This window comes from Agrobacterium sp. 22-209-1 (assembly GCF_053522485.1).
Genome location: NZ_JBNWCH010000006.1, coordinates 20,644 through 33,913 on the forward strand (window position 1 = coordinate 20,644; position 13,270 = coordinate 33,913).

The following is a 13,270-nucleotide window of genomic DNA, read 5'->3' on the forward strand; positions in this document are numbered from 1 at the left end:
GGAAGCTCCTCTGCTTAATTCGATTTATAATGTTTTGCGGCTTGACAGAATAAACGTCAAGCTGTTTGTTTTGGCGAAATCGCACAAATCGAAGCGAAAGAGCGAAAACAGGTTTGTGAAAATAATTTCATAAAGATCGACGGGAGGCGATCCATTATGACGGATGGACCATTTGCGGCGAACGCGTCGCAGCCGACATATACCGTCGCAAACGGCGAAACGGTGACCGCATGGATCGTCTCCGATCTGGTAGAGACGTCTTTTCCCGGAACCGCGGCCCCCGCCGAAGACCGCGTGAACTATCGCTTCATCAACGGTTTCGTGGATGTGGGCGACCTGCCCTGCCGCAAGGCCTTCCAGCAGACCATGATCGACCGCGATATCGCACCCGAGAATGGCTTTACGGTTTCGCACCTCAACCTGCCAGGCTCCAACCGCCGCGTCGAATTCACCGGCTTCTGGCATGTTCCCACCCACGTGCAGCGCTGGCTGAAGGGCACATTCCGCAGCGAAGCTGCAAGACAGGCGCATTTTCGGCTGCGCACATGCGGTGGCGTCCGCATCTGGGTCGGCGGCGTCGAACAGGTCCGTTTCCAACCCTTCATCCGCAATGTCGAAAGCTGCCGTGACATCACGCTCGATCTTTCGGCCGGCGATAACGAGGTGCTGCTGCTCTGCGAGGATCTGGCGGAGCGCGACATCATCTGGTTCTTCGAGCTTGAGGTCGTCGACGCCGTGCCGCTGACCGTCGTGCTGCCCGTGCCGCTCGACCGCGAGGAGACGAAGCGCCTTGCTGCGCTGGTGCGCGATGTTCACCCTGCGCGGGACGTGTTTTCCGGCTCGGCCCTCGAACTGGTCTTCGGGGCGCCGCCTTCGCACGATCTGCCGGTGCATATCGCCGTCAAAAGCCATGGCCATGAGCGCGCCACGCTTGCGGAGGTGAATACGGTGCTGAAGGCGGGGCAAGCCTCGCTGACGATCCCCGAAACGACAGGCATTTCGGATGGGTATCACGGTGTCAAAATCACCATGGGTTCGGAAACGGGAACGGTAACGCGCGTCATCGACGCCGCGTTCATGCATGATATCGCGCCGGAAGCATCCAAGGCCGATATCATCGAGCGAAAAAAGGCAGCGCTTTCCTTCAGCGCCTGCTTCGGCACCTGGCGCATCGGCCGCGCGCTGGCGATGGTCGCCACCGGCAGCGATGACATCGAGAAGATCGGCGGCATCGTCGATGCGACGCTGCATTCCATTGATCGGCGGGAAGACTGCTCCGATTTCGTCATGATCCCGCTTCTGTGGCTGGTGCGCGCCTATGGTGATCGCCTGCCGGCAGAGATGCGGGCGCGGATCGATGCCTCGATCCTCGGCTATCGCTACTGGGTGGACGAACCGGGCAATGACGTCATGTGGTTCTGGAGCGAGAACCATGTTCTGTGCTTCCACACCAGCCAGTTGCTGGCCGGCGAATATCTGCCGGATGCCGTCTTCGCCGCGTCGGGCCGCACCGGCAAAGAACAGGCGGCGCTGGCGGCCGACCGGCTGGAGCGCTGGTTCGACAGCGTCGAGGCCCATGGGCTGGCCGAATGGAACTCCGCTGCCTATTATCCGGTAGATTTCATCGGCCTTCTGGCCATCGAACATTGGGCAGGACCGGAGCTTGCCGCCCGCGCGCGCTATCAGATCGATCTCATTTTCGAAATGATCGCGCTGCACACGCTTGGCGGCGTTCCCTCCGGTTCGCAAGGGCGGGCTTATGACAAGGAGCTGCGCGCCGGGCCGCTGACGGAACTGGCGCCGTTTGCGCAGGTCGCCTTCGGTCAGGGCTGGCTTAACAATGGCGTCGCCTCGCTACCGATGTTCTGCTGCGGCAACTACCTGCCGCCAGCGCATCTTGCCGCCCTCTCCCAGCTGGAAGGCGGCCGTGCGGTCGAAGCGCGTTATGCGCAGGGGCTGGAGCCCGGCAAGCTCGTACTGTTCAAGAACGAGGCCGCCCAGCTTTCCACCGTTGTCGATCACAAGACCGGCCGCAAGGGTCACCAGCAGCACGTCATGGACATCAAGCTTTCCGGCCACCCCATGGCGCGGCTGTGGGTCAATCATCCCGGTGAGGACGATCCGTGGGGCAGCCAGCGCCCCTCCTATTGGGCGGGAAGCGGCATCCTGCCGCGCGTGGCGCAACATCGCGATCTGGCGATGCTGATCTTCGACACTGAGGATCACCGCAACGACTGGACCCACGCCTATCTCGGCCGCGACGGGCTGGAGGAGGTGCTTGTGGAAGGCAACTGGCTCATCACCCGTTCCGGCCGCGGCTTTGCCGCCCTTTACGCCACGAACGGCCTTGAACCCGTCACCTCTGGCGCCACCGCCAACCGCGAGATCAGATCACCCGGCCGCCGCGCCGGCTGGGTCGGTGTCATCGGCTGCGGCGACACGCAAGCTTTCGCCCGTTTCCGCGAGAAAATTCTCGCCACGAAGATCACCTTCGATGCCGAAAGCAGGCTCCTCTCAGTCACGCCACCCGGCGGACCGGAACTCACTCTCAACTGGGACGGCGCATTCACCATCGGCGGACAGGCCATGGCCTTCGACCATGACCAGCCACAACCGAAAATCACCTTCGACAGTGCCGACCCAGCTTCGGGCAGCGCTGCAAAACCCTTCTACTCCTAAGCGGAATTGACAGATGAACCAGCCAAGCATGGAAAAAGACACTCTCAGGACGACCATCGACAATGTCGCCGCCGCCTTCAGCCGCCTCAAAGGCATTCAGGAAGGTCTGGTCAGCGGCAGTTCCGACGGCAAGATCCAGTTCGATGAATGGGACTGGGAAGTGGGTGTCGGTCTTTACGGCTTCCTGCGGCGGGCGCTCGCCGCCAACGACCGGAAGGCACTGGACGACCTCGTGACATGGTATGGCTGGCAGATCGACCGTGGCCTGCCGCCGCGCCAGATCAACAGTTCCGCGCCGATGCTGCCGCTCGTCATTCTGACCGAACATGTCGACCGGCCGGATTTCCGGGCGCTGGTGGAGGACTGGGCCGACTGGCTGGTGCATCAATTGCCAAAAACCGAAGATGGCGGCTTCCAGCATGTCGTGAAGGAACGGCTGAATGAAGGTGAGCTCTGGGACGACACACTGTTCATGGCCTGTCTGTTTCTCGCCCGCGCCGGTGTGGTCTGTAAACGTCAGGACTGGATTGACGAAGCCGTCTACCAGTTCATGATCCATGCGCGGTATCTCTCCGACCCCATCACCGGGCTCTGGTATCACGGCTGGACCTTCAACGGGCGCCATAATTTCGCGGACGCCTTCTGGGCGCGCGGCAATTCATGGATCACTGTCGCCATTCCCGAACTCTTCGAACTGGTGCCGACGCTTGCGGGGAAAGACAAACGTTTCCTCGCCAATGTGCTGGCAAGCCAGGTACGGTCGCTAAGAAAATATCAGCGCGAAGACGGCATGTTCCATACGCTGCTCGATGACCCGACCTCACCGGTCGAGACATCGGCGACGGCCGGCATCGCCTATGGCATTTTGCGCGGCATCGAGGCCGGCATTCTTGGTGAAGAGAACCGTCCCCATGCGGAACGTGCGCTGAAAGCCGTGCTCGGCAATATCGATGACGAAGGCGTCGTTCACGGTGTCTCCGACGGCACGCCGATGGGCCATGATCTCGATTTCTACCGCCGCATTCCCAACCTGCCCACGCCCTATGGGCAGGCACTGACCATGCTGCTTCTTATCGACGTTTTTCTGAAAAGGCCAAAGGCATCGTGAGCATCATGAACATCAGTCAGGACATCACAGTTGCGGCCAGTGGCCTCGATGCCACGGCGACCATCCAGCACGCTATCAATGCCGCGTCATCAGCAGGCGGCGGGCGCGTTTCTCTCTCGGCGGGACGGCACGTCAGCGCCGGTCTCCAGCTCAAAAGTGGCGTAGAACTGCACCTTGCCGAAGATGCGGTACTCGTGCCGGTTTCAGACTACGACGCTTACGCGCTGACCCGTGTTTCGGTGATTGCCGAAGACTCCGATCGCGGCATGATCATCGCGAACGGCGCCCATGACATCGCCGTCACCGGTCCCGGCCGCATCGAGGCCGGCGGTGAAAACTTCATCATCGGCGACGACAAGGCCATGGGCACCTATATCCCGGCGAAAAAGCGCCCGCGCGTCATGGTGCTTGAAAGCTGCCGCAACGTCCGTCTTGAAAACCTGAACGTTAGTGGCTCCCCCATGTGGACGCTGCATATGGTCGATTGCGAAGACCTTCATTTCCGCAATCTGCGCATCGAAAACGACCGCCGGCTGCCCAATACGGACGGCATCGTGCTTGACGCCTGCCGGCGCGCGCTGATCGAGGATTGCTTCATCTCGACCGCCGATGACGGCATCTGCTTGAAGACCAGCGCCGGGCCGGATGGCAAGGCAGTGGGCATGTGCGCCGATATTACCGTTCGCCGCTGCACCGTTTCCAGCATGAGCTGCGCACTGAAGCTCGGCACGGAATCCTTCGGCGATTTTACCGATGTGGTGTTCGAGGATTGCAAGGTCGTGCAGTCAAACCGCGGCATGGGTCTTTTCTCCCGTGATGGCGGCGCGATGCGGAACATCCGCTTTTCAAGGATCGAGGCCGAGTGCCATGAAACGCCGGGCGGTTTCTGGGGTTCTGGCGAAGCGGTCACCGTCACCGTTGTCGACCGCCGCCCGGAGCGTCAGGCTGGCAGAGTCGACAATCTGATCGTGGAAGACTTAAGCGGTTCGATGGAAGGAGCAATCAATCTTGTCTCCACCTCGGCGGCCGGCATTCACAATGTCAGGCTCGAGCGCATCACACTTGCGCAGCAGCCAGGCATGCTCGGCACCGGCCTGCAATACGATCTGCGCCCCACCAATGCCGATATAGCGCCAAGCGCCGATGCGGCCGGTCGCGCCAATGCTTGGACGCAGGATGCTGAGGGCCGGATTGTCGGCATGGAGGATTATCCGGGCGGCATGCCCGCGATCTATCTGGAAGGCGTTCACGACTTTTCGGCTGATGATGTCGCCATCAAGAGAGCGATGCCCTTGCCCGAGGGATGGAACGGTCAGGAGATCGTCGCGACGGCGAGCTCGGTTGAAGGGAGCATATGATGGGAAGTCTGCAACTCGAAAACCTCAACAAGGCGTTCGGCGCCGTTCATGTACTGCATGATATCGATCTTCAGATCGAAAACGGCGAATTCGTCGTTTTCGTCGGACCCTCGGGCTGCGGAAAATCGACGCTGCTGCGCATCATCGCCGGTTTGGAAGACGTGACGTCGGGCAGCATCGCCATCGGAAATCGCGATGTCAGCGCGCTGTCGCCGGCCGAGCGCAAGATCGCCATGGTCTTCCAGTCCTATGCGCTTTATCCACATATGAGCGTGCGCAAGAACCTTGCATTCGGGCTGGAGAACCTGCGTTTCAAGCGGGCGGAGATCGAAAGCCGCATTAGCGAGGCGGCGCGCATGCTCGCCATCGAGCCCTATCTCGACCGCAAGCCGAAACAGCTTTCCGGCGGCCAGCGCCAGCGCGTCGCCATCGGCCGCGCCATCGTGCGCGAGCCTGACATCTTCCTGTTCGACGAACCTCTTTCCAACCTCGATGCGGCGCTGCGCGTGCAGACGCGCGCCGAAATCACCCGGCTGCACCGTGATATCAAAACGACGATGATCTATGTCACCCACGATCAGGTGGAAGCCATGACCATGGCCGACAAGATCGTGGTGCTGCGCGCCGGGCGCATCGAGCAGGTGGGCAGCCCGCTTGAGCTTTTCGACAATCCGCGCAATCTCTTCGTCGCCGGTTTCCTCGGCTCGCCGCGCATGAACATGCTGAAGGGCACCATCACCAAGGGCGAAGACGGCGGCATCGCCATCGATGCCGGTTACGGCGTGTCCCTGCCCTGCCTTGTCGATCCGGCGGCCGTCAGTCCAGGGCAGGCGGTTCTTGCGGGCATCCGCCCCTCGCATTTCACCATCGCGGATACCGGCCTGCCGTTCGAGGTTCAGTATCATGAAAGCCTCGGCACCGAGACCTATCTCTACGGCAATATCAAGGGCGAGAAAGAACAGATCATCGTGCACCAGGCAGGCCATTTCGCCCCCGCTTCCGGCTCGGTGCTGAAGATCATGCCAGCGCAGGAAAAGGTGCACGTCTTCGATCCGGCCACCGAACTGGCACTTCCGCGCATCGCGAGCGAAGGGAGAGGTTAAGCATGGCCAATCCGAAGCTTGCGAGACTGTCCGACCGCGCGCTCGATGCCGTGATGGCGATTGCCGAAGTGCCGCTCAATCTCATCGAGCGGCTGGTCGGCAAAAGGCGCATGCCCTATATCTTCCTGATGCCGAACCTCGTTCTTTTCGGCATCTTCACCTTCCTGCCGATTGCCATTGCCGTCGGTTACGCCTTCACCGGCGGCACCGAACTATTGATCACCGACCGCCCCTTCGTCGGTTTGGAGAATTTCGGCAAGCTGCTGGATTGCCAGAGCTATATGGACCCCGGCAGCTGCCGGGAATCGCTGTTCTGGACCGCAATCTGGAACACGCTGTGGTTCGTCGGCTTCAACGTCATCGCCACGTTGCTGGTCGCGCTCATCACCGCTCTCATCCTCAACAGGGCGATTGCCGCGCGCGGTTTCTTTCGCGCCATGTTCTTTTACCCGGTCCTGCTGTCGCCCGTCGTAATCGGCCTCATCTGGAAATGGTTTCTGGACCGCAACGGCCTCCTCAACGCCTTCTTCCAGATGCTGGGCGTGCCGCCGGAAATCTTCCTACTGGATGTCGGCTGGTCGCGGTTCTTCGTCGTTGTGGTCTCGGTCTGGTTCCACATGGGCTTTTATACGCTGATCCTGCTCGCCGGCCTTCAGGCCATCCCGAAGGACCTCTATGAAGCCGCCGCCATCGACGCCGCCTCACCCCGGCGCACCCTCCTGCGCATCACCCTCCCGCTTCTCGGCCCCAACCTGCTCGTCGTGCTCATCCTCTTGATGATCCGCTCCGTGCAGATCTTTGATGAAGCATGGGTTCTGACCAATGGCGGCGGACCGGGCACGGCCAATACATTCGTGGTGCAATATATCTACCAGATGGCCTTCGGCAGCGATCTGAGGCTCTTCGGCCTGGCATCCGCCGCATCGGTTCTGATGGGCCTTGTGCTTCTTGCACTCACCCTCGTGCAGTTGCGCCTCGGCAAAAAGATGGAGTCCTGACCATGTCCAACGCCGTCTCTTTCCTCACACGCACCCGCCGCCCCGGCCGGATCGGCCTCACCGATATCCTCTCTTGGGTCTGGCTCATCGGCGGCACGCTTGCCGTCCTCATCCCGGTCGTCTGGGCCGCCATGTCATCGCTGAAACCGGAAGCCGAAATCACCCGGTTTCCGCCGAGCCTTCTGCCGCGCGCCGCCGTGCAGGTGGAAGTCCAGGGTTACGACAAACCGCTCAGCCTGTGGAAAGCCCCCATCGACGGTATGGAGCGGGAAATGGCCATGATCCGCCGCATCGGCTTGAAAGCCCAGATGGTCGACCCTGCCAATCCCGGCCCGCCCGTCAGCGTCGATACCCGCGAAATAACGCCCGTCCAGAAACTGACTGTTGCGACGGAGAACTTTACCGATCCGCTCACCCGGTTCAGCTTTTTGACCTTCCTCAAGAACTCGGTCTTCGTCACCTTCGTCGCAACCGTCCTGACGCTGATCGTCAACGCCATGGCCGCCTTTGCGCTGTCGAAATACCGTTTCCGCGGTGAGAAGGCGATCTTCGTGCTGATTATCTCGACGCTCATGATCCCGCTCACCGTCGTCATGGTGCCGGCCTATCTCGTGATCGTCGGCGTCGGCCTCGTCGACAATCTCTGGGGCGTCATCATCCCGACGGTCGCGACGCCGACCGGCGTGTTCCTGCTCAGGCAATATATGCTGACCATTCCCGACGAACTGATCGAGGCGGCTCGCGTCGATGCGGCAAGCGAATTCCGCATATTCTGGCGCATCATCCTGCCGCTGACGGCCCCGGCGCTTGCGGTCCTCGCCATCTTCTCGGTGCTCTGGCGCTGGAACGACTTCCTCTGGCCGCTGATCGTTCTCAGCAGCCGTGAAAACTTCACGCTGCAGGTGGGGCTGAACGCCTTCCAGGGGGAGTTCTCGGTGCAATGGCACTATATCCTCGCCATGACCTTCCTCAGCCTCGCACCCGTCACCGTCGTATTCCTGTTCCTGCAGCGCTACATCACGACAGGCATTGCCGGCACGGGCATGAAATAAAACGACAAATCATTTGGGGGGCGGCGCAATGCTGCCCCTCAACACCAGCCGACAGCCGAGTTCCAGCCGGTGCGCTGGACGTGTCGGATCGGCCGCCATAAGGCGCTGCTCCAGCAGCGAAAGCGCCGCACCGCCCAACCGGTCGGCGGGCAACTGGATGGTGCTGAGCGGCGGCGCACTGAAGGCCGCCGGCATGATATCGTCAAACCCCAGCACCGAAACATCGTCCGGCACCCGGATTCCTGCCTCCGTCAGGGCCTTCAGACAGCCGAGCGCCAGATTGTCGGCGGCGCAGAAAATCGCGGTGGCGTTTCTGAGCGGCTTGTCATCGGCCAGCAGACGACGGATGGCAGCCTCGCCCCATTCGGGCTCATAGCTCTCCACCTCGATGACCATATCGGCGGGAACAGCGAGACCTGCCGCTAGATACGCGTCGCTATAGCCATCGTAACGGCGGCGGATCGTTGTGCGGCCCTTCCAGGTGATGTGAAGAATATTGCGATGCCCGAGAGACAGCAGATGTTCGATGCCGAGCCGCGCACCAAAACGGTTCTCGGCCGTTACCGTATCGACGATCATGGCCGGGTCCTCGCCATTGATCAGCACCACCGGCCGCGCACGCGCAGACAGCGCCTCGACCAGTTGCGGCCTGTCATCGTTCAGGATGACGATACCGTCGACCTTTTCAGCATCCGCCGCCGCCGCCACCGCAACCGGGTCGAGCCGGCTCGTTGCGCTGACATAGGGAACGATGCGAATGCCGCGCCGCTCGCATTCACGCCGGAAACCGTTCAGCATGGTCCAGCTGACCATGTTGAGATCGCTCTGCGGTGCGGCATCATTGGTCATGGCCAGAAGCACCACGCGCAGGGTGGCGATCGTCGCCTTCTGTCTGCGGTTCTCGAGATAACCGAGCGCCCGGGCCGCCTCCAGCACCCGGTCGCGAACCTGCGTGGTCAAGGGTGCGGTGCCGTTGATGGCGTGCGAAGCCGTACTCAGCGAAACATTCGCCTCCCGCGCCACGTCCTTAAGCGTCGTTTTCCTATCCGCTTTCATATAGGGAAAATTCAACCACTCTTCTTCAGACGGTGCGGGCAGAAAGCCTGCCTCACGCAGTTTATATATAGCCTATCTTTGCCATCTCTGTAGAGAAAAACTACAGCATCATCCTGAAATTCGGAATTGATTTCTTTGGATTTTTTGTGAACGGCTACATATTGGATCAGGCAGATTTCGAAATCATCGCTCTTTCATCGCTTCGGACGTAACCTCCGCTAGCGGCGAAAACAGATACTCCAAAATTCGTCGCTGCCCTGTTTTGATTTCTACAGTTACACTCATGCCAGGCGTAACCGGGACAAACCGGCCACTGATTTGCATCGCACTATCCTGAAGAGCGACGGTAACGGGAAAAACAAGATTTTGTACTCTTTGTGCGTTTCCCGTGGGAACAACGGATTGGGTAGTTTGCGCTGTTGTTGACTCGAGATTTTGAGCATCCGGTTCAGGAATGGCATCCGCGGAGATATGCTTTACCTCTCCTTTCAAAACGCCAAAACGGGTGTGCGGATAGGCGTCGACTTTCACAATTGCGGACTGCCGCGCTTCAACGAAACCAATATCTTTGTTTGGAAGATATGCTTCAATCTCCAGAACCGAATCGAATGGCACGATACGCATTAGCTCAGTATTCGCCATCACCACTTGCCCTACGGAGGTGATGGATGAAAGTTGAACGACGCCGTCAATTGGCGATCGTATCTGGAGGCGCTGCCTTCGACTTTTTATCTTGATCAACTCTTGCTCCAATTCATCCTTGGCTCGCAATGCTTCCAACCAACGGTTTGAATTGTCGGCGGATGCCGATTCTATAATTTTTTCACTCTCTGCTATGACAACATTCACCTCCGCTTTTGACACCATGAGCTGTGCCAACTTGTCGGCTAATACCGACTTCGCCTCCTGATATTCCTGCGTTGCATCAAAGACTTCGACTTGTGAGCCTGCGCGAGACAGAAAAATTTGCGTCCGCATATCGACCCGTTGCTCCAGCGTCTGGATAAGTTCGCGTTGGGACGCGATCGCCTCCGTCAACCCGACAATCTGCTCTTCTTTTTGCCGCCGTTGGGCGGCAAGACTAACTATACTGGCCCACAGGCTCCGAAGATCTGCCTCAAATACAGTTTGTTCACGTTGACGGATGGAAACAGGGATCTCACTGGCAAAAATAAGGACTGGATATCCCGACTCGTCAGGTTGTTGCCACGTGCTTTTCTTGAGCCCGGCCAGCACCTCCCTAAACGCACTGCGCCGCAGAGTTTCGGCCTGAAGAGTATGAAAGCTGCTCGATTTCGCGGCCTCGTCTGCTCTCGTTTCAGTGTCCTCCAGTTCAGCAACAATCTCGCCCGCCTCGACGCGATCTCCGTTACCGACGACAACTGAACTGGTCGTTCCATGTTCAAGGGATTCAATGATTTTTACGCGCCCGACCGGTTGAATCTTGCCCTGCGCCGTTGCGACAATGTCAAATTTGCCAAACCATCCCCAAGCAAGCAGCGAGGTTGCCAGAACGCAGATGAACCATAAAAAAGCAATCCGGACGGGAGACTGCGGGGTCTCCAATATCTCGAGAGCGGCCGGGAGAAACTCCATATCCCGGCGAGAGACTGCCTCATTATTTTTGCCGGCAAGCTTCGCGTGCCGGGTAAGACGAGCGTGGACTTTCACGCGAAAACACTTCCACTTTGAAGGTTCCAGAGATGAGCATAGGTTCCACTGGCGCGAGCAAGTAGCTCCTCATGGGTCCCTTGCTCAGTGATGGCGCCGTCCTTCATGCCGATAATGCGGTTACAATAACGAACAGTGGCCAGCCTGTGAGCGATGATGATGACTGTACGGCCGCGTACGATATCGCGCATGTTCTGGAGAATGATGCGTTCGCTTTCATAATCGAGCGCACTGGTCGCCTCGTCGAGAATGAGTAAAGGGGGATTGGTTGCCAGCGCACGCGCCAAAGCTATTCTTTGCCGCTGTCCACCAGAAAGATTTGCCCCACGCTCCTCAATCATTGTATCGTAACCGCGAGAAAGCTTGGTAATAAACTCGTTCGCACCGGACATTCGTGCCATCCGGATTACCATTTCGCGAGACATTGCGGGATTACTGAATGCAATATTCTCATGAACAGTGCGATTAAACAGCATGTTTTCCTGCAGCACCACGCCGATATGACTTCTCAGCCACGCGGGATCGGCTTTTGATATGTCCTGGCCATCCAGAAATACCTGACCGCTATCGGGTAAATAGAACCGCTGAATAAGCTTCGTAAGAGTAGACTTCCCGGAACCGGAAGCTCCGACGATTCCCACCACTTCACCCGGCCGAATGGTAACATTAATATCGTTCAGGACATTTGGTGTATCAGGCCGATACCGAAAGTTGACCCGCCTGAACTCCAAGGCACCTCTTGGCGGCGGCAGATTGATGGGTGTTCTTGGCCGTGGTTCCGCAGGGGCATTCAAGATATCCGCCAACCTCGAAACCGATATCTGGACCTGCTGAAAATCCTGCCACAATTGAGAGAGCCGTAAAATCGGCTGCGACACCTGACTGGCAATCATATTAAACGCAACAAGTGCCCCGACACTCAATTCACCATTGATAACGGATTGCGCTCCAAACAGTAGCAGCGCCGCACTCGTAATCTTGTTGATGTACTGAATGGCGTTTTGCCCCTTGGAAGCAAGCATTGTCGCAGCGAAAGAAGACCGCACATAGGCCGCCAGCCGCTCTTCCCATTGCGCGGAAACGACAGGCTCGACTGCTGACGCCTTCAGCGTCTGAATGCCAACAACGGTTTCCACCAGTAACTGCTGGCTGTAGGCACCCCGATCAAACTTCTCATCGATACGCTCTTTAAGAAATGGCCGGATCAGAATTCCAATCCCAATATAAAATGGGATTGAGGCAACAACGATCCATGCCAAGGTCGTCGAATAACAAAACAGAACGAATATGAAAACGCCTGTAAAAAGCAGATCGAGACCTGAGAACAGTCCCTGCCCCGTCAGAAAATCCCGAATGGTCTCCAGCTCCCTAATGCGGGCAACGGTTTGACCTGCAGCCCGCGTTTCGAAATAGCTCAAAGGCAGGTTCATCATATGCCGAAAGAGCCTCTGGCCGAGTTCGACATCGATACGGTTGGTGGTATGGGATAGAGCATATGTTCTGAGATATTGGAGAATGACATCAAAGAGGCCGAGTGCGACAAGCCCGACAACCAGAACGATAAGAGTTGAATAGCTTCTGTGAGCAAGCACCTTATCGACCACTACCTGAAAGAACAGGGGCGTTACGAGTGCAAAAATCTGTACAAAAAGCGAAGCGATTAAGACGTGGCCGAATGCCTTGCGGTATCGGAACAGGGATGGAAGAAACCATCGAAAACCGAAAGTTTCCTTGGAAGCGCCCGGCCCTGCAAATCGCCTTTGCACGAGAATGAACGCGCCGTTGCCAGCCTCCAGCAAACCGGCAATATCCATCTGCCGTACAGCCAGATTTTCAGGATCGGCGACCTTGCACATGCCCTCGCCTGCCGCTCCAAGATACAGGCCATAGGTGCCGTCATTAAAGCAGAGCACAGCGGGAACCGGTAACGACATGATGCGCTTTTCCGATTTCGCCTGTATAAGTCTTGCTTTCAGACCGATATTCTTTGCGGCCCTCAAAATATCGTGAGAATGCGCTTTACCTGAAATAGCAAGCTCATATCTGATTTTTTTCGGCGCCGCCGCTATCCGATAGTGAGCGGCGATAGCACACAGGGCGGCGAGACCGCTATCATGTTCAACCTCAGAGGTTTGTGCATCATCGGTTTTTCGTTCGTTATAGGAATCAACGAGACCTGGCATGGCTCTATTCTGTTTCATCGATATTTGTGTGATGACACAGCCACATGGACGTGGCTAACGCC

9 protein-coding genes are annotated in these 13,270 nt (G+C 58.3%); 6 read left to right on the top strand and 3 right to left on the bottom strand.

Features of this window, described 5'->3' with window-relative positions; translation table 11 throughout:
- The first annotated feature begins 156 nt into the window (after positions 1-156).
- Genes ACQZ48_RS14785 through ACQZ48_RS14810 form a run of 6 tightly spaced genes read left to right on the top strand, consistent with a single transcriptional unit; the run spans position 157 to position 8,298 of the window.
- A complete protein-coding gene (locus ACQZ48_RS14785) occupies positions 157-2,679 on the top strand; it encodes a hypothetical protein (protein ID WP_448728931.1) in 2,523 nt (840 codons plus the stop codon).
- 13 nt (positions 2,680-2,692) lie between these two features.
- Positions 2,693-3,787, top strand: coding sequence for a beta-galactosidase BglB (gene bglB / locus ACQZ48_RS14790; protein WP_443387800.1), 1,095 nt, complete (start codon positions 2,693-2,695; stop codon positions 3,785-3,787).
- 5 nt (positions 3,788-3,792) lie between these two features.
- Positions 3,793-5,145, top strand: a complete 1,353-nt coding sequence (gene pglB / locus ACQZ48_RS14795) for a polygalacturonase PglB (RefSeq protein ID WP_448728932.1) — start codon at positions 3,793-3,795, stop codon at positions 5,143-5,145.
- Positions 5,145-6,248 carry an ABC transporter ATP-binding protein gene (locus ACQZ48_RS14800; RefSeq protein WP_448728933.1) on the top strand — a complete coding sequence of 368 codons (1,104 nt, stop codon included), beginning with the start codon at positions 5,145-5,147 and terminating at the stop codon, positions 6,246-6,248. Before pglB ends, ACQZ48_RS14800 begins: the two co-directional genes overlap by 1 nt.
- Before the next feature lie 2 nt (positions 6,249-6,250).
- The gene (locus ACQZ48_RS14805; protein ID WP_448728934.1) at positions 6,251-7,246 is read left to right on the top strand and encodes a carbohydrate ABC transporter permease; all 996 of its coding nucleotides are present in this window, start codon (positions 6,251-6,253) and stop codon (positions 7,244-7,246) included.
- A gap of 2 nt (positions 7,247-7,248) precedes the next feature.
- Complete coding sequence (locus ACQZ48_RS14810; protein ID WP_142913080.1) at positions 7,249-8,298, top strand: carbohydrate ABC transporter permease; 1,050 nt, start codon at positions 7,249-7,251, stop codon at positions 8,296-8,298.
- Between the two features lie 9 nt (positions 8,299-8,307).
- Here the strand turns inward: ACQZ48_RS14810 and ACQZ48_RS14815 are convergent, their stop codons facing one another.
- The 3 genes from ACQZ48_RS14815 to ACQZ48_RS14825 form a co-directional block, all read right to left on the bottom strand.
- Positions 8,308-9,354, bottom strand: coding sequence for a LacI family DNA-binding transcriptional regulator (locus ACQZ48_RS14815; RefSeq protein ID WP_269826737.1), 1,047 nt, complete (start codon positions 9,352-9,354; stop codon positions 8,308-8,310).
- A 183-nt stretch (positions 9,355-9,537) separates the two neighbouring features.
- Entirely contained in the window at positions 9,538-11,025 is a 1,488-nt protein-coding gene (locus ACQZ48_RS14820; protein WP_448728935.1) for an HlyD family type I secretion periplasmic adaptor subunit, read from the bottom strand.
- Positions 11,022-13,208: a type I secretion system permease/ATPase gene (locus ACQZ48_RS14825; protein WP_448728936.1), complete on the bottom strand. Its 2,187-nt coding sequence runs from the start codon at positions 13,206-13,208 to the stop codon at positions 11,022-11,024. Before ACQZ48_RS14825 ends, ACQZ48_RS14820 begins: the two co-directional genes overlap by 4 nt.
- Positions 13,209-13,270: the final 62 nt, after the last annotated feature.

Coding starts and splice junctions, on each gene's coding strand:
- ACQZ48_RS14805 (WP_448728934.1), top strand. CDS start 6,251: ATGGCCAATCCGAAGCTTGCGAGACTGTCCGACCGCGCGCTCGATGCC.
- bglB (WP_443387800.1), top strand. CDS start 2,693: ATGAACCAGCCAAGCATGGAAAAAGACACTCTCAGGACGACCATCGAC.
- ACQZ48_RS14810 (WP_142913080.1), top strand. CDS start 7,249: ATGTCCAACGCCGTCTCTTTCCTCACACGCACCCGCCGCCCCGGCCGG.
- ACQZ48_RS14815 (WP_269826737.1), bottom strand. CDS start 9,354: ATGAAAGCGGATAGGAAAACGACGCTTAAGGACGTGGCGCGGGAGGCG.
- pglB (WP_448728932.1), top strand. CDS start 3,793: ATGAACATCAGTCAGGACATCACAGTTGCGGCCAGTGGCCTCGATGCC.
- ACQZ48_RS14785 (WP_448728931.1), top strand. CDS start 157: ATGACGGATGGACCATTTGCGGCGAACGCGTCGCAGCCGACATATACC.
- ACQZ48_RS14800 (WP_448728933.1), top strand. CDS start 5,145: ATGGGAAGTCTGCAACTCGAAAACCTCAACAAGGCGTTCGGCGCCGTT.
- ACQZ48_RS14825 (WP_448728936.1), bottom strand. CDS start 13,208: ATGCCAGGTCTCGTTGATTCCTATAACGAACGAAAAACCGATGATGCA.